The organism is Rhizobium sp. CRRU65 (genome assembly GCF_048551595.1).
In the GTDB taxonomy this organism is placed as follows: Bacteria; Pseudomonadota; Alphaproteobacteria; order Rhizobiales; family Rhizobiaceae; genus Rhizobium; species Rhizobium leguminosarum_J.
The window spans coordinates 1-19359 of record NZ_JBLYZH010000022.1 but is presented as its reverse complement, the minus strand read 5'-3'; the positions used below and the strand labels follow the sequence as shown (position 1 = coordinate 19359).

The following is a 19359-nucleotide window of genomic DNA, read 5'->3' as shown; positions in this document are numbered from 1 at the left end:
GAATGTTTGTGAGGGTCGTTGTCTAGCGAAATCTGCCGTTCGTTTCGATCAGTTTCACATTGTTTTCGAGGCATAGATTGCGGATCGAGGGCACCGGACAGTGATCGGTGATGAAGGTATGAACCTGGGAAAGCTGGCCGATCCTGACCGGTGCGGTGCGTTCGAATTTCGTCGAATCGGCAACGAGAATGACATGTCGGGCATTGGCGATGATGGCTTGGGCAACCTTCACTTCGCGAAAATCATAGTCGAGAAGCGCGCCGTCGATATCGATCGCCGAAGCGCCGATCACGGCGTAATCGACCTTGAACTGGCGGATGAAATCGACGGCCGCCTCACCGACGATCCCGCCGTCCGAGCCGCGCACCACCCCGCCGGCAATGACGACCTCGATCGCCGGAAAAAGACGCAAGCGATTGGCAACAGTGATATTGTTGGTGATCACCATCAGCTCGTGATGGTCGGCGAGCGCCTCGCCTACCGCCTCGGTCGTCGTTCCGATATTGATGAAGAGTGAGGCCCCGCTCGGGATCAGTTCGACCGCGGCAATGCCGATCGCCTGTTTCTCGGAAGCGGCGATCTGCCGCCGCGCCTCGTATTTGACGTTCTCTGTCCCGCTCGGGAAGGTGGCGCCGCCATGGATGCGGGTCAGCACCTGCGCATCGCAGAGATCGTTCAGGTCCTTGCGGATCGTCTGCGGCGTCACCGAAAAGCGGGAGGCGAGCTCTTCGACCAGCACCCTTCCGCTCGTTTTCGCAATCGCGACGATTTCGGTTTGCCGGTCGGTCAAGAACATGAGCGTGTGCCTTTCGATCTGCTTTCGTTTTAAAGAAAGCGAACGGCGGCGCAATGCCTAACTGTTTGCCGGGCCGCCTTCACGGCCCGAATTTGCCGCTACCGCTTCCGCATCACGTTGACGATCAGCACGCCGAGGATTGCCATGACGCCACCAACCGCGCCGAGCGCCGTCGGCGTTTCGCCCAGCCAGACAAACCCGATCAGCGTGGCGACCGGCGGAACGCCGTAAAGAAAATTCGAGGCGCGGGCCGCCGTCAGCCGCTTCAGGGCGATCGCCCAGGTGAGGTAGCCGATCGCGGTGGGGAAGATAACGAGATAGGCAACGCCCCAGTTCACCTCCGCCGGTGCGGCGGCCAGCGCCTGAATCGTCGCCGGGACGGCCGGAAACAGTGGCACGGAACCGATGAGCAAGATCCAGGCAGTGACAGCAAGTGCCGGCAACCGTCCGAGCAGCGGCTTCTGCAGCACGCTGGCAATCGCCGAGCAGAGCGCTGCGCCAAGGATGAGGACAGCGTTCGGATCGAGCTTGAAGCCGCCGTCGGAGGCGACCGCAATCAGCGCCACGCCGCCGAACGAAACCGCGGTGCCCGCCCAGCCCCAGCGGCCGAAGCGCTCGCCGAGCGCGAATGTGGCGATGAGGGCGGTGAAGACGGGCATGGTGTTGATGATGAAGCTCGCCGGTCCTGCCGCAACGGTCTGCTCGCCGGTGTTCAGCAGAACCGCATAGGCGGCGATGAAGAGCACGGCGGCAACGGAGAGGCGGAAAAAATCGCGTTTTTCCGGCGTCGGCCGATAGATGACGAGATAGACGAGGGCGATGGCGCCGGCTGCCACATAACGCGCCGTCGCCAGTTCGATCGGCGTCAGTGGTCCAAGACAGATGCGGATCACCACGAAGGAGGAAGCCCAGGAGAGGATGGTGACCACGATCGCCGCAAAGGCCACCAGATCGAACCCGCCTTGCTGTTTCGTCGAAACCGGTGCGCTTGCCGCCATGCTCATTTTCACCTCCATATGTTCCTGCGACAGTGAGTAGGCCTTCGATGCGTGCTTGAAAAGCATCGCAATCGATGATCAAATGTGCGTATGGTTCACAGCTCGCCAGTGCTTCCGCCGCTCGATACGCTCGAGACCTTTGCCCGCGCCGCCCGGCTCGGATCGTTTTCGGCCGCCGCTGAGGAAAGCGGCATCACCCACGGCGCGGTGTCGCGGCAGGTCTCGCGCCTGGAACGCTGGATGGGCGTGCGCCTGTTTGCGCGCGAAGCCCGGGGCGTGCGCCTGACGCCGGAAGGCATGCGGTTTTTCGCGCGGGCCGAAGAAGCACTTACGCTGCTCGGCAATAGCGGCGAACGCTGGCTGCCTCGCCGCAACAAGGCGGTGGTTCGCCTTTCGGTGACGCCCTCTGTCGCCTCTCTATGGTTGTTTCAGCGCCTGCCGAAGCTCGAAGGAAACGAGCTGCATGTCGAGCTGACGCTCGAACACCGGCTGGCGGATTTCGGCGAAGGCACGGATCTTGCCATTCGCTGCGGCAAGGGACCGTGGGCCGGCGTGCGCGCCCTACCGCTCTGGCAGGAGAAATCGTTTCCGATCGCCGCCCCGGCGTTGGCGGAGCGGCTCGGGCAGCGCTCCGATGCCTCGGCGCTGCTCGATCTGCCGATCCTGCACGATTCGAATATTGAAGGCTGGCGGCGCTGGCTCTCTCGTGAGGGCGTCGACTATATACCGCGCGGCCACGATCGGCGCTTCGAGGACTACAATCTTGTGATCGATGCCTGCGCGCAAGGCCTCGGGATCGCGCTCGCGCGGCCACCGCTATCGGATGCCGCGATGGCCACCGGACGCGTCGTCGCTGTATCGGAGCGGACGCTCGACTATCATGTGGCCTTTCATCTGATTAGACCGGACGAGGCACTGAGAAGCCCTGCTATCGAATTCGCCAGCCGCTTCCTGCGCGAGGCCCGCCACGACGAGGCGACGATCGCTACTTTTATCGCACCCGGCCGAGCGAAAGCGTAGGCGGAAAGCTGGCGGCGGCCCCGGCGATCGCCGGTCGCTATTCCGCCGAAAACTTCAGGCGCATTTCCTTAGCCAGTTCGAAACCAGTGGCCCGATAGACGTGCTCGCCGGCATCCGAGGCATGGATGACAGCGGTCGTGCAGCCGATCGATTTTAGATAGTCGACAGCCTTGTTGGTCAACGCCAGTGCGATGCCGCGCCGGCGGAAGGCGTCGGCAACATAGACGGACCAGATGTAACCGTGCAGCCGCTGTTCCGGCTGAATAACCTCCGGAAACGGCGATTGGTGCAGCTGGCAGGATGCGGAACCGGCGATGTCGCCGTCGACGATGGCAAGGAACGAGGTCAGGCGGCGCTCTTCGCGACCGCTTCTGATGAAAGATAAAATCCGCGCCGCCGCATCAGGCCTGTAATGTTCCGGTGGTGTGCCGTAGCTGTCCCAGATCTTCAGATAGTGCCCAACCAGGATCTCGTCCTCGCTGGGCGTTGACATTCGAATATCCATCATGTCGTGATCCGGCTTGGGCATGCGAGGGTGCAAAATCGTGCCTCGGACGAGATGACGTCCCCTGCTGCGACGCGGCAGGGGACGTCACAAGGCCATATCAATTCGCTGGTGTAAGCGTCATCGAGGCGCTGCCGGCCGCAACGTTGAGGCCGAGCTGACCGGTCAGGCTGACCGTCTGCAGATGGATCGAGCCGGAGGTGCCGCCAACCAGGAGATTGGCGCCGACACCGGCGCCGAGCGTCGCTTCGGCGGTGGCGCCGACGTAGAGGCCGGCGAGCGATCCGCGGTGATAGCCGGCCGTCGGCGCGAACACGGCCCAGATCAGGCGGCTGCGCGTGGTGAAGCCAAGGTCGATGCCCAGCTTTCTCATTTCACCCGTATAACGATCCGAAAGTTCGTTGCCGACGGTCGACTGGAAGATGCAGTCGGCCTCTTTGGAGGAACCGAGCACGTAACCCGTGCCGCCACCGATATCGCAGGTGAGGTAACCGATCTTCACGCCATTGCGGAGGTCCGGCTCCTCATATGTCCTGGTGCCGAGATCGGCGGCATTGACCGCCCCAGCGCCGACAAACGTCAACGATACCGCGGCAAAAGCCGTCGCAAGAATTTTGTTCATAAGTCTCTCCTTCTCAAATCGTGACGGGAGCATACCCGGCTACTCGCCACCAGATTCGGCAACAGATAACGGACGGAACCGCAAAACGATCCCGAACCGGCATCATTTACGCATCGCATGTCAAAGCGCCTGGGAGGGCGCAAGCGATAAACACGCTTACGGTTCAGCTCCCATTGGGACATTTCGAAGGCATCTTTTCGCGTCATCCGGTTATTTCACGATGTTGTCAGGGATGGTTGCCGGAAAGGCACGATCCTGGTCGCCGTCAACTCTCGACGAGCGGTATCATGCACATCGCAGGCGCCCCTATTTGGATAAGCATCGATGATCGCGCAGGTTGCCATGCCGTATAGATAGCTGTACTGTATCGAAGATACTCTCCATGCAGCAGTGCAACTGGAGAGAAAACAGCATGATTGCTTGGCATTGCCGCAGCATTTCCGCTTGTTTTCCGGATTTCTGCTTCTGCTCGAACAGAAACTAAGTCTGAATTTAAGAAATATAATCAGGCGATATTTTCGCGGGGGCCGGACAATCGTACGCCCGCCGATCTCTATTGGAGATAACGGGTAATTTTATCGGGAGGGAAAGATGCGCATACGCAGGATAAACATCATACTGGCGGGATGCCTTGCCGTCTCCGCCTGCCAGTCCGGCCCGACGTCGCAGGCCGTCTCGGATCGTAATTCCGAATTCGGCTGCATCGCCGGAACCGTCGGCGGCGCGATTGTCGGTGGCTTGATCGGCAGCACGATCGGCGCCGGAACCGGGCAGGTGCTTGCTGTCGGCGCCGGCATAGGCGGCGGCGGCTTCGTGGGTAACCGCCTGGCTTGCCGATAATTGGGGAGGGATATCAAGCGATGAAAACTTTGGCTTTGGTGACCACATTCATACTGTGCCAATGCGTTGGGGCAGTTGCGCAACAACAGCAACAGCCCGGATCGATGTATCAGGGCCAGATGGATCGGCTTGACGCAAATACCAGCAAGACCGTCGACCGATCGGAATACGAGACCTTCATGGGCTCAGCTTTCGGAAGTCTCGACAAGAACAAGGACGGCAGCCTGCAGTCCGACGAGACGGTGCAGATCCTGACGGTCGAGCAATTCACTTTGACCGACGCGAACCATAACGGCCGGATCAGCCGAAGCGAATTCATGCAGCGGGTGATGGCGGATTTCGCGACAGCCGACCACGACCGGGACGGAAGCCTTCAGTGACGGAGACATGAAACCGAATGTGGCAATAAAGAAAAACCCGGCGATGTGCTTCGCCGGGTTTTTATACTTTAATCTGTCCGCGTTATACTTTTCGCATCAGTCGCATGACGAGCGATACGACGAACAGCACCAGGAAAATGAAGAACAGAACCTGGGCAATGGAAGCTGACGCCCCTGCGATGCCGCCAAATCCGAGGACGCCGGCAATCAAGGCCACCACGAGAAACACCAGAGCGTAGTAAAGCATCGCAATCTCCTTGTACGTTGCTGCGGAGATAACGGAGACGGCCGCATTTGGTTCCCGTCCGTCTGATGGCCGGGACATGCGGCGTCGCATCGGCTCCCTTCAGCCGAAATGAAAGGCGCCGCTGTACGTCCGGTCGCCTTCATTCGGCTCGGGAGGTTCGGCTGCATCGAGATAGGCCTTGAGCGGCCCGGTCAGCACGAACCAGATGCTGGCTCCCAACATGAAACAGGCTCCCACCGGATCGTCGATGCGGGCGATGAACGGAAGGCAGGCCGATGCAAAGAGGACGATGATCCGCACCGACCACTCCGCCTCACGTTTGGCGATGGCGCGCGCTCTCAGCGACTTGTACTCCCGGGCGCCGTACCCGCCTTGCCCTGCCTTCACAGCCGAAAGCAGCTTTCGCGCAGACGGCAGCGCCAGCATGATCAGCGCGGCGACACTGAGCGCAAAAGGTTTGCCGGCCATAACCTGCCCGCTCGCGATCAGCAGAAAGGAGAGCACGACGAGATTCCATGTCGGCTCCAGCAGCTCCGGCGGTTGCCGCGTGCGGAGATGCCAACTCCGCAACAAACCCGCCGCGCCGTGCAGTAGCGGCTGATCGATATAACGATTGATCCAGTCCATGCCGATGCGCCCGTCCCCGATTGCATGAAGAGGCCTCCGAACACCACGGAATTTGGTCATCATCGTGGCAATAGCCGTCGAATCCGCTCTTCGCTTGGAAGAAGCGGCCCGTCCGTAAGGCCGATGACGGCAAAACTTAAATCGCACGAGAGGGGTTAGCGCAATTCGTGCGCGACCTCCCAGACATGGCCTGACGGATCCGCAAAGGCCGCGGTGCGGCGGCCCCATGGACGATCGATCGGACCATTGAGCAGCGCAACCCCGAGTTTCTGCAGCTCCGCGCAAACCGAATCGACGTCATCGACCTTGATCGTCAGCAGGATGCGTGCGCCCGAACCGGGGGCTGACACGGCGGATGGCTCGACCAGCTGAGGCGCCTGCGCTGCATCGAGCAAGTTGATCATCGTTCCCGAGAATTTCAGGACAGAGGATACCGCGTCTTCATAAACGACGTCGAGCGCAAAGACCTTTTGGTAGAACGCTTTGGCCTCGTCGATATCATCGACGAACAGGGTGACGACCTCGATCCGATCCAACAGCATGCGCATTTTCTCCTCCGTTGCTTCGAGCGGCCAACCGATATCGCTGGCCTGCTCTCCGCTTGTCGATTCGACGCTGACGGTTTCGACATGCTGCGCAAAAAACCGTCAGCTTCGCAGGCCGGGCGCCTCGTGGCCGGTGCGCGCTACATATTCGGTGTAGCCGCCGCCATATTGGTGGACACCCTCGGGCGTCAGTTCCAGCACCCGGTTGGAGAGTGCTGCCAGGAAATGCCGATCGTGCGAAACGAACAGCATCGTGCCCTCATATTGCGACAGTGCCTTGATCAGCATCTCCTTGGTGTCGAGGTCGAGATGGTTCGTCGGTTCGTCGAGCACGAGCAGGTTCGGCGGGTCGAACAGCATGATCGCCATGACCAGCCGCGCCTTCTCGCCGCCTGACAGGACCCGGCACCGCTTCTCGACATCGTCGCCGGAGAAACCGAAGCATCCGGCCAGCGCGCGCAAAGGCCCCTGCCCGGCCTGGGGAAACTGGTCTTCCAGCATCTGGAAGACGGTCCGCTCGCCGTCGAGAATATCCATGGCGTGCTGGGCGAAATAACCCATCTTGACGCTGGCGCCCAGCGCAACGCTGCCCTGATCAGGCGCGGTCGAGCCCGTTACCAGCTTCAGCAGCGTCGACTTGCCGGCGCCGTTGATGCCCATGATGCACCAGCGCTCCCGGCGCCGCACGACGAAGTCGAACCCCTCATAGATGCTTCGGCTGCCGTATTTCTTGTGAACGTTCTTCAGGTTGACCACGTCTTCGCCGGAGCGCGGCGCCGGCTGGAACTCGAAGGAAACGATTTGGCGGCGCTTGGGCGGCTCCACCCGGTCGATCTTCTCCAGCTTCTTCACCCGGCTCTGCACCTGCGAGGCATGCGAGGCGCGCGCCTTGAACCGCTCGATGAACTTGATTTCCTTGGCGAGCATCGCCTGCTGGCGTTCGAACTGGGCCTGCTGCTGCTTCTCGTTCTGCGCCCGCTGCTGCTCGTAGAATTCATAGTCGCCGGAATAGGCCGTCAGCGTGCCCGCATCGATCTCGATGATCTTGGTGACGATGCGGTTCATGAACTCGCGGTCGTGCGAGGTCATCAGCAGCGCGCCCTCATAACCTTTCAGGAATTCCTCCAACCAGATCAGGCTTTCGAGATCCAGATGGTTGCTCGGTTCGTCGAGCAGCATGACATCGGGACGCATGAGGAGAATGCGGGCAAGCGCCACGCGCATCTTCCAGCCGCCCGACAGCGCACCGACATCGCCGTCCATCATCTCCTGGCTGAAGCTCAGCCCCGCGAGCACTTCGCGGGCGCGGCCTTCGAGCGCATAACCGTCCAGTTCCTCGTAACGCGCCTGCACCTCGCCGTAACGCTCGATGATCTCTTCCATGTTGTCGGCTTGTTCGGGATCGGCCATGGCCGCCTCCAGATCGCGCAATTCGCCGGCAACGATGCTGACCGGACCGGCGCCGTTCATCACCTCGGCGACGGCGCTGTGGCCGGCCATCTCGCCGACATCCTGGTTGAAATAGCCGATGGTGACGCCCCTCTCGACGGAGACCTGCCCCTCGTCGGGCTGCTCCTCGCCGTTGATCATCCGGAAGACCGTTGTCTTGCCGGCGCCGTTCGGACCAACAAGGCCGATCTTCTCGCCTCTGTTAAGAGCCGCGGATGCCTCGATGAAGAGGATACGGTGGCTGAGCTGCTTGCTGATATTTTCGATACGGATCATGATTTACGCGGCGCCTGGAGAAGGAGATTTTGGCGCGCTTATGCCATGCGGGGAAAGCGCAGGATAGCCCTGTTTCCCACCCTCTCGATCAAGAATATGATGCCGAAAAGCCTGAGCGGTTTTCGAACCACATCATGCTCACCTTCTTTAATTTGCAACAGGATTGGATAATATCGCGGCTCACACCAACGGGAACTCGCGCCAATGAGCGTTCGTCCGCCGCAGTCCTTCAGACCATCCGAGCAGAATAAAAACGGTTTCAACGTCCTCGAATACGAGCTGATGTCGGAACGCGCGGATTCGCTTGGACGTCACGGACTGAAGGTGGAGGCGACGCTTGCCGCCCTGAAGGCCTGGGCTCCCGATCGCCAGAGCGCTGAGGAACGCGAGAGGCTTCTCAATGAAGCATCAGACGCCGTCTGGGCATTCTTCATCCAGCGTGAGATCTGCGGCTTGCGCAACAACCGCGACGCCATCCAGCGTTACGGCATCCCCAACGAAGTAATCGCGAGATTGGGCGCAGTGCGAAAATAGCGCGGCGACGGCTGGTGTGGCAGCCGTCCAGCCTCGCTATTGGGTGGAAATCGCCGGGGCGGAACGGTATGGCTTGATGCGGAACCAATGCGAAAGGAAACGCGATGCCAATCTCAATCCGGATCGGGAATCAGGATCTCACCGTCGATGTCTCCTCCCTCGGCGCCGAGATGCAGTCGCTCACGTCAAGCGACGGGCGCTCTTGGTTATGGACCGGCGACGCAGCCTTCTGGACCGGGCGGTCACCGATCCTGTTTCCGATCGTCGGCAAGGCCCCGGATGACAAGGTAACGATCGACGGCACGGTTTATCCGATGGCCCAGCATGGTTTTGCCCGTCGCAGCGAATTCACCCTTGCGGCCTCCACCGAGACGATGTGCCGGTTCGAACTGGTCGCCTCGGATGCGACCCGGGCGGTGTATCCTTTCGATTTTCAGCTGGCCGTCGTGCATGCGGTGGAGGGTCACGCGTTGACTGTCACGGCGGAGGTTACCAATCGCGACCGGAAAGCAATGCCCTTCGGTCTCGGCTTCCATTCGGCCTTCGCCTGGCCATTGCCCGGTACTTCCGGCCGCGACCACGTCGTCACGCTCGACAATGAAGGCGAGCCGGCGCTTGTGCGGCTGGAAGGCGGCCTCATCAACCCTGCGGCCCTGCCCTCCCCATTCAAAGCCGGCCGGCTGGTGCTCGATCATTCGATGTTCGAGCAGGATGCGATGATTTTCCCTGATGGTGCGGGCGAAGGGCTGACTTATGGCGCCGAAGACGGGCCGACCATGCAGTTCCATTTCGAAAACCCGCCCAACCTTGCGTTATGGACCAAACCGGGCGCGCCCTTCCTCTGCATCGAGCCCTGGCACGGAACGGCTGCGGAAGCGGGGGGCTCGAGCGAGCTTTCGAAGAGGCCGTCGACCACGATCCTGGCGCCGGGCGCCGTGGCGAGCTTCGCCTTCACCGTCAAAATTTCGGAATAGGGACAGACAGAAGCGCTCGCCGGGAAGCCGGGCGAGCGCCAGGGGTCTTCAATGAGCGCCGGCGCCACCACCGGCCCGCGGTTTTTGGGTGAGCAGAAGGGCGATGGCTGCAATGGCAAGAACCACGCCGATGACGGCGAAGGTATCGGCAAAACCGAGGATCAGGGCCTGGCGTTTGACGACCTGCCCAAGCGCCACGATAGCCTTCTGGGTTGCTACGGCATGGTCGGAAACACCATGCTGCAGGAAGTAGCCTGTCAACTGGTCGAGGCGGTTGCGCACTTCGTCACGGCCGAGCGTCACCGACTGGCCGATGATGTTCGAGTGAAACTGCTCGCGTTTGGTCAGCACCGTGCCGAGCGTTGCCGTGCCGACGGCGCCGCCGAGATTGCGCAGCATGTTGGTCAGGCCCGAGGCGGCGGCCGCATCCGAAGGCGCGATGCCGGCAGTGGTGATCGCGGTGATCGGCGTCAGCACCAGCGCCTGGCCGATGGCGCGGACGATGTTCGGGATCCAGAACTGGTCGCCTGCGGTATCGGCTGACAAGGTGATGTTCATGAAGCAGCTGATCGCGAAGATCGAGATGCCGAGGAAGCCGATGTAACGCGCATCGAAGCGCTTCATCATCATCGGCACGAGCGGGATCAAAAGCAGCTGCGGCAGGCCGGTCCATGCCAGCACGTTGCCGATCTGCTCGGCATTATAGCGCTGCACCTGGCCGAGATATTGCGGCAGGATATAGACGGTGCCGAAAAGGGCGACGCCGACCAGCACGTTGACGGCAACGCCGATGCCGAAATTGCGCTGCTTAAGCAGGCGCAGCTTGACCAGCGGCTTCTCCACCGTCAGCTCGATCCAGATGAAGGCGACGAGGAAGACGAAGGCGAGGATGCTCAGCTTGACGATGAAGGGCGAGGAGAACCAGTCCTCCTTGTTGCCTTCTTCGAGCACCGTCTGCAGCGCCGAGAGGCCGATCGCCATGCTGATGATCCCCGCCCAGTCACCTTCCCTGAGCAGGCCGAGCTGCATCGGCTGCTTGTCGAGCGTCAGGGCAAGGGCGACCGCCATGATGGCGCTGGGGATGGCGTTGATGAAGAAGATCGTCTGCCAGCCATAGTTTTCGGTGAGATAACCGCCGATGGTCGGGCCGATCGCCGGCGCGAAGGTGACCGAGAGCGCGAAGGCCGCAAGGCCGAGCGGCTGCTGGTGCTTCGGCAGCTTGGTCAGCACCATGGTGAAGGCCATGGGGATCAGCACGCCGCCGGCAAAACCCTGCAGGCCGCGCAGCACGATCATCGTGCCGAGATCATGGGCGAAGGCACAGCCAATCGAAAACAGCGGGAAGAGGACTGAGTTGACGAGGATGTAGCGGCGGAAAGAGAAGACGTTGCTGAAATAGGCCGTCAGCGGGATAACGACGATCTCGCCAATCAGATAGGAGGTGGAGATCCAGGCGCCGTTGTCGACGCCTGTTCCGATGCCTCCCTCGATGTCGAGAAGCGAGGCATTGGTGATCTGGATGTTGAGGATCGCCATGAAGGCGCCGATCATGCCGGCGAGAACGGCGATCCATTCCCTGGTACTGGCGCCGGTTTTCGGCTGCGGAACGGCGATTGATGTTGCTGCGATGGTGGACATGACACGAACTCCTTGTCCCCCGGCCCTAGCTGCGGTCGTTCTTGGTATTGATATCAGGCTGGACGGACATGCCGGGGCGCAGGTCGCCGTTGGCGGCGGCGTCACCGTCGAGCACGATCTTCACGGGAATGCGCTGGACGACCTTGGTGAAGTTGCCGGTGGCGTTGTCAGGCGGCAGCAGCGCGAATTCCTGGCCGCTTGCCGGAGCGAGGCTGTCGACATGGCCGTGATAGGTGCGGCCCGGGAACATATCGACCTCGATGTCGACAGGCTGGCCGGCCTTGACGTCGGTGAGCTGGGTTTCCTTGTAGTTGGCGATGACATAGGCGGCCGTCGTCGGCACGACCGACATCAGCTGGGTGCCGGCCTGGACATATTGGCCGACGCGCAGCGTCCGGTTGCCGACGGTGCCGTCGACGGGGGCTGTGATCGTTGCATAGGAAAGGTTGAGCTCGGCCTGGTGCTGGACAGCCTGGCTGCGGGCAAGGGCGGCCTTTGCCTGGGCCAGCTCGGCGTTCAGCAGATCGACCTGCTTGACGGCGGCATCGAGCGAGGCGGTGTCGCGGACGATCGAGGCCTGGGCGGCAGCGATCTGCGAGGCGGCCTGCTGCGCCGTCTGAACCGGGGCATAGCCGCTGGTGGCGAGGTTCGAATAACGCTTGTTGTTCTGCTCGGCAAAGGTCTCATTGGCGCGGTCGACATCGACGGTCGCGCGGGCGGCGGCAATCGTCGACTGCTGGATATCGAGAGAAGCCTGCTTGGCGTTGACGGTGGCTTCGGCGGCAGCGACATCGGCGCTGGCCTGATCGAGGGCTGCCTTGAAGTCGCGATCGTCGATACGGGCGAGCGGCTGACCGGCCTTGACGGTCTCGTTATCCATGACGAGGACCTCGGCGAGATAGCCTGATACCTTGGGGGCAATGGTGCTGTTGTCGGCCTTCACATAGGCATCGTCGGTCGATATATGGAAGCGACCGACCGTCCAGTAATCATGGCCGTAATAGGCGCCGGCGGCGATCAGCACGAGCGCGGTGGCGCCGAGAAGCAGGGAGCGGCCGCCGCGCCTGCCGGCGGGCTTTTCCTCGGCAACGGTGGCGGCAGCTTCCGCGACGCGCGGCGGCTGGCCGGCGTCCAGGCTTGCCGGTGCGGCTTCGGCAGTGTTTTCGACGGCAGTATTGTTGTTCAAGGCGTGCAGCGTCTTGATGGTCATTGTCTCTCTCCTGATGACGGTCGCTGTCACGAGGGCTGCGGCCTCTAATGGGGTGAATACAATTTAGGAAACTTGATGTTTTCTAAAATATGCACTATAAAATGGATGTCAACATGAATTTGGAAAATCGTCATGGTCCAAAATCAACAAATCGAGAAGAGGCCGAGAGGCCGGCCGCAGATACGCTGTGACGACGACACCAGGAACCTGATCGTCGAAGCGGCAGACACCCAGTTTCACGATAACGGCTACGCGGCGGCAAGCATCGCCACGATCGCCCAGGAGGCTGGTGTTTCCACAAAGACGCTCTACCGGCTGTTTCCGACCAAGGCCGATCTCTTCGCCAGCGTGGTCTCCGAGCGTATCAGCCGCTTCCTACTGGCGCTCGATCCCCCGATGCTTGCCGCTGCCGATCTGAGAGATGGTCTGGAGCGCATGCTGATGGCTTACGGCATGCTGACGCTTTCGGAAGATACGGTCACCATCATGCGCCTCGTTATCGCCGAGTCGGACCGTTTTCCTGAAATTGCCACATCCTTCTACGAACGGGCGATCCTGCGCACCAATGCGCTGATGGAAGACTGGCTGCGCCTACAGGTCGACCGCGGCCTCATTGCACTCGACGATCCGCATCTGGCCTGCGGCATGCTGCGTGGCATGATGGCCATGGAGCCGCAGCGCGCGGCGATCCTGCGCCAGGAGCCGCCGCCGAAGATCGAGGCGATCCAGGCGCGGGCGAAGATGTGCGCCGATCTTTTCCTGAAAGGTTGCGCGCTCTGAAGCATCGCTCGGGCTTCAGAGCGCGATGGTTTTTGTTTACGGGCGAGCAGTTGCTCTCCCTTCTCCCCAGCGGGGAGAAGATGCCCGAAGGGCAGATGAGGGGGCGCGTGCACTGAGCGCAAGCGAAGGGCAATATTGAGCGGTGTGCCGTGAAGCCCCCTCATCGCCTCGCTATCGCTCCGGCACTTCTCCCCGCTGGGGAGAAGAGACAAGTGGCAACGTCTTGCCCCCTCCTCGGCCAGAGACAACACCTCAGTTCGGCGGCGCACCGAGCGCATGCAGGATACCGCGCAGTTCGGCGAGGCCGCGCATGCGGCCGATCGCCGGGTAGCCGGGTGTGACGACCTTGTCGAGGTCGTCGAGCATGCGATGGCCATGGTCCGATCGGAACACGATGGTGTCTTCGGGACTGCGGCGGCGGTCTTCCGCGACCAGTTCGCTGAGAACCGCGACCATATCGACGTCGCCTTCCAGGTGCGCGCTTTCATGGAATGTCCGGCCGTCACCCTCGCGCGTCGTGGCACGCAGATGGGCGAAATGGATGCGCGAGGCAAAGCGTCGGGCGATCGCCGGCAGGTCGTTTTCGGCGCGGACGCCGAGGCTGCCGGTGCAATAACACATGCCGTTCGCCGCCGATGGCACCGCATCGAAGAGAGCGGCATAGTCGTCCGCCGTCGAGGCAATGCGCGGCAGACCGAACAGCGAACGCGGGGGATCGTCTGGATGCAGCGTCAGCTTGACGCCGCGCGCTTCGGCAGCCGGCGTCACCGCCTCCAGGAATTCGATCAGGTGCCGGCGCAGTCTAGCAGCATCGATGCCACTATAGGCGACCAGCTTTTCCCGGAAGGCCGGAATGGTCAGCGGTTCGGTGGTCGACCCCGGCAGAGCCGAGGTGATGATGCGGGTAATGTCGGCGATCTCGTCGTCCGTCATCGCCTCGAAGACGATACGCGCCCGTTCGCGGTCTTCGCTGGAATAGTGCTGGGCCGCATCCGGCCGCTCCAGGATGAAGAGATCGAAGGCTGCGAAACGCTCGTGATCGAAGCGCATGGCGGTGGCGCCTGTCGGCGTCACGTAATCGAGGTCGGTGCGGGTCCAGTCGACGACAGGCATGAAATTATAGCAGACGATCGGAATGCCGCAGGCAGCCACCGCTTCGAGGCTGGCGATCCACGCCTCGATTTCGGCCTTCGCCTCCCCGCCCTTGCGCTTGACCGCGTCGGGGATCGGGATGCTCTCAACGACCGACCAGACGAGCGGCGAACGGTCGCCCGGCGTCGTCTCGATCAGAGACTGGCGTTCGCGCACCTCCTTCTCTGTCCAGGCCCTGCCGATCGGCACCTGATGCAGCGAAGAGACGATATTCGTCGCACCCGTCTGGCGGACGTCATCCAGCGTCACCGGTGCTTCCGGTCCGAACCATCTCCAACCCTGTCGCATCTCTCTTCCTTCCGTGGTCTTTCGTTTCGTGTTGGCCTGCCGTCAGCAGAAATAATCGGGGTAACGCGCGCGCAGTTCGTCGACATCGGGAATGACGGCGCTTAGGTGATGGATCATCGCGTTGCGCGCAGCCGCCGCATCATGAGCGGCGAGTGCATCGCGGATGATCATGTGTTCCTGCACTACGGTATCCATACGCCCGAGCACCGGCAACGTCAGCCGCCGTGCCCGGTCGATCTGCACCTTGACCGTTTTCAGAATTGCCCAAATGCCGGGATAACCTGATATCTGCGCAATCGCCTCGTGGAAGGCCTCATCCTCCTCATGGAAGCTCGAGGCATTGCCAGTCGCGGCATGGGCCTGCTGGCGGGCAATGATGGCGTCGAGACGGGCGATATCGGTGGCGGAGGCGGTCAGCGCCGCAGCCTCGACCGTCGTGCCTTCAAGCGCCTTGCGCACGACAACTGCCTCAGGGATCGCCGAGACCGGCACCCGCGACACGACGGTGCCCGATTGTGGGTAGATATCGATCAGTCCGCCTTCGGAAAGCCGGAGCAGCGCCTCGCGCACCGGCGTGCGGCTAACGCCGAAATCATCGGCGATCCGCTTTTCCTGCAGCAGCATACCGGGCGGCACCCGCAGCGACACGATGTCTGCATAGAGGCGATCGTAGATGGCGCCGGCTGTGGTGATCCGGCGCAGCCTGCCCCCGACCTCCCGCAAAGCCGGGGCGACCAAAACTTCAGTTTCTGATGCTTGCCGCATGGATATACCAGGACGCTGAATTTCTGTGGCATACTAGTATATCAGTTTTGTTGCCGTGCCAAGACATGCCACTCAAGGTTCGGCGCCTCGCGAATTGAGCAAGTCCACCCGCGTGCCGTAGGCTCGAGGCAAGAACATGGAACGGCAATTACGGTGCGAAGCCCGGGTGAACGGCAGACCTCGCAGAAAATGGACACCCGATCTCTGCACCAAGGCGCTCTTTATTTGGAACTTAGATCGGCCAAGTTGGTTGAGATCCGCAAGGAGACTTTTATGAAAAAGCCAGCACGACCCGAAACGAGCGAAAATACAACCGATGGCGCCCGACCGGGAGTTCGACCCGCCGCGGAGGCAGGCAGACGGAAAGCGACTCCGCGAGCCTCAAAGGAAGTCAGCCGCCAGAGCGGCGGATCGCCGGCAGCAGGCCGCGAGGAAGAGATCCGAAAAAGGGCATATTCCCTGTGGGAGAAGGAAGGGAGGCCGGAAGGCAAGCACGGGCATCACTGGAGCCTGGCTGAACATGAACTCGATGCACAGCAGGGTGAAGCCGACAATCCTCCAAACCTCGCAGCATTGCGAGAAGCTTCGCGCCAACATACGGATACATTTCTCGTCAAGACCGATCTCGAGGACGCCGATCAACGCGAAGCCTCCCCCGGCACACGCGAGCAGGATTGAACTTTCCGGCTCGCGCCAATCTCAGACCTCTTGCCAATTTCAGAAAGGTACCCGACATGGTCGACAAACAGAACTTGAACGCCGGATTTACCGGAACGCCCACTGAGCAGCCGGAGGGATTGACCAAGGTGGCAAAGTCAGCGGCCAAAGAGATGAAGCGTGAGGCTTATGCCGTCGCCTTCGGTGCCAGAGAGCACCCGCGCACTGCAAGCGCATTGCTGCTCACCACCGGCATTGTCGCATTCGGGCTTGGATATCTCCTTGGTCGATCATCGGCGGAAGGTTCGACACGCCCATATTGGCGATAGCGGCCGCCGCTTCACTTCAACGAGGCGCATGCATCGGTTCTTCGACCAGCCGTGCCGATCTGGATGTCGCCGCCTCCTCTTCTCTCGGCAACGCCCGTCGGCTGCTTGCTATCAACCTTCAAGCCCGCACTTCAAACGTGTTTTCTGTTGAGGCCGGACTTACCGTCGCAGCCATTTTCCACTGATCATCGAATGGAACCACGTCTGTCCGGACGCCTGTTGCTGGAATACCACGTCGAATAAAGCCATAGATTGCACCCTCATCACAGCTTGACAGCTGTGATCGCGATCCTTAGCGAGGCAGCATCGACACGGTCAGGACCGGCAAAGTGAATTATCTTAGACAACTCAAGATGGCAGTGCTTTGTCAGGGGGATGAGGCCGGAAGCGCACTCGACCGAAACAACCGCATTGCCGTCTTTCTCTTTGCAATCCTTCCAGGGCTTTCGCCGAACTTTAACTCCTTCATCCTCCTCGCGTCGATGGTGTGGGGCGTCTACTGTCTGGCGACGGGCCGCCTCGCCTTGAACCTGTCGAGATCCGACCGGCTGGTTGCCATTTTCATGTCAATCTACCCGCTGGTGATGATCGCCAGCATCTTCATCAATCCGCCTTACTCCGACGTAGCGGACTGGATATTCCGCCTCCTGCCTTTCTTCTCGGTCTGGCTGATATTGCCGCGGATGCGCCAATCTCCCGATGGCCGTCTCGTGCCGCTCTTTATCCTCGGCGCAGGCATCGGCATGATCGTCACCTTTGTTTTCAGTCTACTGCAGATCATGTTTCTGATGGAGAGAGCAGAGGCTGGAACGTCCAACGCTGCCCTCCTGGGCGTGATAGGTATTCTGTTCGGCGGCATTGCGCTTCTCAACGTTCAATCTCCCAGAAGCGTGGAGCAAAGAATTGCGATATTGGGATATGCCGCCGGTCTAGGCTGCGTTCTGCTTTCCGGAACGCGCTCGGCCTGGCTGGTCATTCCCATCCATATCGTCATCTTCCTCTGGTATTTTCGCAAGCACAGCTTCCATCTGAGTTTGCGCAGCCTGGCTATTACCAGCTCCTTGCTGTTGGCGGGACTTATCGCCCTGGGCAGCGGCCAGATCCTCCATCGCATCCAGGCGCTTCAGGAAAATCTGACATCGCTCGAACGCACCGACGGCGAGATCACGTCGCTGAGTGCCCGGTTCGCCTTGTACAAAGGCGCACTATCGGCAATTGGCAAGGACCCGTTGACGGGTTATGGCCCGCAGAACCGGATGAGTTCGGTTTTGGCAGAACTGCCCGATAACATAAGGCCGCAGCTGCCTTACTCGCATGTCCACAACGGCTTTCTGACCGCAGGAATCGACGCCGGCGTTTTCGGTATTGCGGCACTTTCGCTGATGCTGCTGACACCGGTGATAGGCGCGTTGAGAAAAGAAGCGGGACCGGGCCGGGATTTAGCGATTGCGCTCGCTCTTCTGCTCGTCAGCAGCTACGTCATCACGGGCAGCTTTGGCATCATGTTCAATCAGAAAGCTTTGGATCCGATCTTCGCTTACCTCGTCGCCCTTATTTGTGCGGATCGCGGCAGCACACGCTTTGCCCCCGTCGTCCGGAGCTGACGTCTGGCATCCCTTGAGCCTGCAGACTCTACGACGTGCTTTGAATTGGCTGAGGCAGCCGGATTGGCTCGGCGCCGCTGAAAGCCAGATCCGAGACCTCACCTGTTGAGGAATAGCCGGAGACGAGTTCGGCCAACATCGCACGTGCCGCGACCATATCGTTCCGATCCATTACCGCATTGAGCGAGTTGAGCTTTTTCGAAAGCTCCGACCAGAAGAGGAAATCCTCGCGCGCCTTCATAATGCGAGGATGTTCGGTTGTTTCTGGGTTGTCGCCGATCAAAAGTTCTTCGTAGAGCTTCTCGCCGGGCCGAAGACCGGTAACGGACAGCTCGATATCGCCTTCGGGATTGTTCTCGTCGCGGACGGCCAGCCCGGAAAGCTCGACCATCTTGCGGGCGAGATCGGCGATGCGGACGGGCTCCCCCATGTCGAGCAAGAAAACATCGCCGCCGTCGGCCATCGCGCCGGCCTGTATGACGAGCTGCGAGGCTTCCGAAATGGTCATGAAATAGCGGGTTATATCAGGATGTGTCAGCGTAACGGGGCCGCCTTCCTTGATCTGCTGCCTGAAAAGCGGCACGACAGATCCGGAGGAGCCGAGGACGTTTCCGAAGCGGACCATGCAAAAATTCGTTCGCATTCTGTCAGTCGCCGATTCTGCTGCGAGCGCCTGCAGAACCATCTCTGCCAACCTCTTGCTGGCCCCCATCACATTTGTCGGACGCACGGCCTTGTCTGTACTGATCAGCACGAAATTCGAGACGCCGCATTTATTCGCCGCGCGTGCCGCGACCAGCGTACCCATCACATTGTTCTTGATGCCTTCCACGGCATTATGTTCGACAAGGGGAACATGCTTGTAAGCGGCTGCATGATAGAGCGTCTGAGGTCGCCAGCTCTGCATGACATGTTCCATGCGATCCTGATCGCGGACAGAACAGAGAATCGGGACGATCTGCGTATTTTCGTGTTTGTACAGTTCGGCCAGCTTCTGCAATTCGGCATGAATATTATAAAGCGCAAACTCGTTCTGATCGATGAGGATCAGGCTCGAAGGCTCGTTGCGCAGAATCTGGCGGCATAACTCGCCGCCGATCGAGCCACCAGCACCCGTGACCAT

General features: G+C 60.8%; 22 protein-coding genes. 9 read left to right on the top strand and 13 right to left on the bottom strand.

All coding sequences use genetic code 11. From position 1 onward, the window contains the following. Positions 1–22 precede the first annotated feature (22 nt). Both ACM5SV_RS32290 and ACM5SV_RS32285 read right to left on the bottom strand, forming a co-directional pair. Positions 23–796: a DeoR/GlpR family DNA-binding transcription regulator gene (locus ACM5SV_RS32290; protein WP_128449612.1), complete on the bottom strand. Its 774-nt coding sequence runs from the start codon at positions 794–796 to the stop codon at positions 23–25. A gap of 98 nt (positions 797–894) precedes the next feature. Beyond that, complete coding sequence (locus ACM5SV_RS32285) at positions 895–1812, bottom strand: DMT family transporter (protein ID WP_206615931.1); 918 nt, start codon at positions 1810–1812, stop codon at positions 895–897. Positions 1813–1884: 72 nt separating this feature from the next. Here ACM5SV_RS32285 and ACM5SV_RS32280 point away from each other — a divergent pair, with 72 nt between their 5' ends. Beyond that, positions 1885–2814: a LysR family transcriptional regulator gene (locus ACM5SV_RS32280; protein WP_128449614.1), complete on the top strand. Its 930-nt coding sequence runs from the start codon at positions 1885–1887 to the stop codon at positions 2812–2814. Positions 2815–2851: 37 nt separating this feature from the next. On the opposite strand, the gene ACM5SV_RS32275 is transcribed toward ACM5SV_RS32280, so the two are convergent. After that, positions 2852–3343 (bottom strand): GNAT family N-acetyltransferase, encoded by a 492-nt coding sequence (locus tag ACM5SV_RS32275; RefSeq protein WP_128449615.1) that lies wholly within the window; start codon positions 3341–3343, stop codon positions 2852–2854. A gap of 76 nt (positions 3344–3419) precedes the next feature. Next, complete coding sequence (locus tag ACM5SV_RS32270) at positions 3420–3941, bottom strand: DUF992 domain-containing protein (RefSeq protein ID WP_017957594.1); 522 nt, start codon at positions 3939–3941, stop codon at positions 3420–3422. Positions 3942–4532: 591 nt separating this feature from the next. Between ACM5SV_RS32270 and ACM5SV_RS32265 the strand changes: the two genes are divergently transcribed. Both ACM5SV_RS32265 and ACM5SV_RS32260 read left to right on the top strand, forming a co-directional pair. Continuing rightward, positions 4533–4781 (top strand): hypothetical protein, encoded by a 249-nt coding sequence (locus ACM5SV_RS32265; RefSeq protein WP_128449616.1) that lies wholly within the window; start codon positions 4533–4535, stop codon positions 4779–4781. A gap of 20 nt (positions 4782–4801) precedes the next feature. Then, the gene (locus ACM5SV_RS32260) at positions 4802–5161 is read left to right on the top strand and encodes a hypothetical protein (RefSeq protein ID WP_017997076.1); all 360 of its coding nucleotides are present in this window, start codon (positions 4802–4804) and stop codon (positions 5159–5161) included. 82 nt (positions 5162–5243) lie between these two features. Here ACM5SV_RS32260 and ACM5SV_RS32255 read toward each other — a convergent pair whose 3' ends face one another. The 4 genes from ACM5SV_RS32255 to ACM5SV_RS32240 form a co-directional block, all read right to left on the bottom strand. Then, positions 5244–5408, bottom strand: a complete 165-nt coding sequence (locus ACM5SV_RS32255) for a DUF1328 domain-containing protein (RefSeq protein ID WP_003549551.1) — start codon at positions 5406–5408, stop codon at positions 5244–5246. Positions 5409–5507: 99 nt separating this feature from the next. Then, entirely contained in the window at positions 5508–6098 is a 591-nt protein-coding gene (locus ACM5SV_RS32250; protein WP_012759904.1) for a hypothetical protein, read from the bottom strand. Between the two features lie 92 nt (positions 6099–6190). Beyond that, on the bottom strand, positions 6191–6583 hold the full coding sequence (locus ACM5SV_RS32245) for a VOC family protein (protein WP_128406048.1): 393 nt from the start codon (positions 6581–6583) through the stop codon (positions 6191–6193). Positions 6584–6682: 99 nt separating this feature from the next. Beyond that, positions 6683–8305, bottom strand: coding sequence for an ABC-F family ATP-binding cassette domain-containing protein (locus ACM5SV_RS32240; RefSeq protein WP_012759906.1), 1623 nt, complete (start codon positions 8303–8305; stop codon positions 6683–6685). Positions 8306–8509: 204 nt separating this feature from the next. Here ACM5SV_RS32240 and ACM5SV_RS32235 point away from each other — a divergent pair, with 204 nt between their 5' ends. Together ACM5SV_RS32235 and ACM5SV_RS32230 are read left to right on the top strand one after the other, a co-directional pair. Beyond that, positions 8510–8839, top strand: a complete 330-nt coding sequence (locus tag ACM5SV_RS32235) for a DUF6665 family protein (RefSeq protein WP_012759907.1) — start codon at positions 8510–8512, stop codon at positions 8837–8839. Positions 8840–8943: 104 nt separating this feature from the next. After that, positions 8944–9813, top strand: coding sequence for an aldose 1-epimerase family protein (locus tag ACM5SV_RS32230; RefSeq protein WP_419425476.1), 870 nt, complete (start codon positions 8944–8946; stop codon positions 9811–9813). 48 nt (positions 9814–9861) lie between these two features. On the opposite strand, the gene ACM5SV_RS32225 is transcribed toward ACM5SV_RS32230, so the two are convergent. Both ACM5SV_RS32225 and ACM5SV_RS32220 read right to left on the bottom strand, forming a co-directional pair. Beyond that, positions 9862–11451, bottom strand: a complete 1590-nt coding sequence (locus ACM5SV_RS32225) for a DHA2 family efflux MFS transporter permease subunit (protein WP_128449618.1) — start codon at positions 11449–11451, stop codon at positions 9862–9864. Positions 11452–11476: 25 nt separating this feature from the next. Further along, on the bottom strand, positions 11477–12661 hold the full coding sequence (locus tag ACM5SV_RS32220; protein ID WP_012759910.1) for an HlyD family secretion protein: 1185 nt from the start codon (positions 12659–12661) through the stop codon (positions 11477–11479). Positions 12662–12793: 132 nt separating this feature from the next. Between ACM5SV_RS32220 and ACM5SV_RS32215 the strand changes: the two genes are divergently transcribed. Beyond that, positions 12794–13441 (top strand): TetR/AcrR family transcriptional regulator, encoded by a 648-nt coding sequence (locus ACM5SV_RS32215; protein WP_128406051.1) that lies wholly within the window; start codon positions 12794–12796, stop codon positions 13439–13441. A gap of 252 nt (positions 13442–13693) precedes the next feature. Here ACM5SV_RS32215 and uxuA read toward each other — a convergent pair whose 3' ends face one another. Then, positions 13694–14881, bottom strand: a complete 1188-nt coding sequence (uxuA, locus tag ACM5SV_RS32210) for a mannonate dehydratase (protein ID WP_128449619.1) — start codon at positions 14879–14881, stop codon at positions 13694–13696. Positions 14882–14923: 42 nt separating this feature from the next. After that, positions 14924–15646: a GntR family transcriptional regulator gene (locus ACM5SV_RS32205; RefSeq protein ID WP_222018065.1), complete on the bottom strand. Its 723-nt coding sequence runs from the start codon at positions 15644–15646 to the stop codon at positions 14924–14926. Between the two features lie 273 nt (positions 15647–15919). Here ACM5SV_RS32205 and ACM5SV_RS32200 point away from each other — a divergent pair, with 273 nt between their 5' ends. The 3 genes from ACM5SV_RS32200 to ACM5SV_RS32190 all read left to right on the top strand — a co-directional run bounded on the left by ACM5SV_RS32200 (position 15920) and on the right by ACM5SV_RS32190 (position 18236). Beyond that, positions 15920–16324: a DUF2934 domain-containing protein gene (locus tag ACM5SV_RS32200; protein ID WP_113546821.1), complete on the top strand. Its 405-nt coding sequence runs from the start codon at positions 15920–15922 to the stop codon at positions 16322–16324. A 56-nt stretch (positions 16325–16380) separates the two neighbouring features. Continuing rightward, positions 16381–16632, top strand: a complete 252-nt coding sequence (locus ACM5SV_RS32195; RefSeq protein ID WP_128406053.1) for a hypothetical protein — start codon at positions 16381–16383, stop codon at positions 16630–16632. A gap of 329 nt (positions 16633–16961) precedes the next feature. Then, on the top strand, positions 16962–18236 hold the full coding sequence (locus tag ACM5SV_RS32190) for an O-antigen ligase family protein (protein WP_128449621.1): 1275 nt from the start codon (positions 16962–16964) through the stop codon (positions 18234–18236). A gap of 28 nt (positions 18237–18264) precedes the next feature. Here ACM5SV_RS32190 and ACM5SV_RS32185 read toward each other — a convergent pair. Next, a partial coding sequence (locus ACM5SV_RS32185) for a UDP-N-acetylglucosamine 4,6-dehydratase family protein (protein WP_419425475.1) occupies positions 18265–19359 on the bottom strand: 1095 nt, incomplete at its 5' end.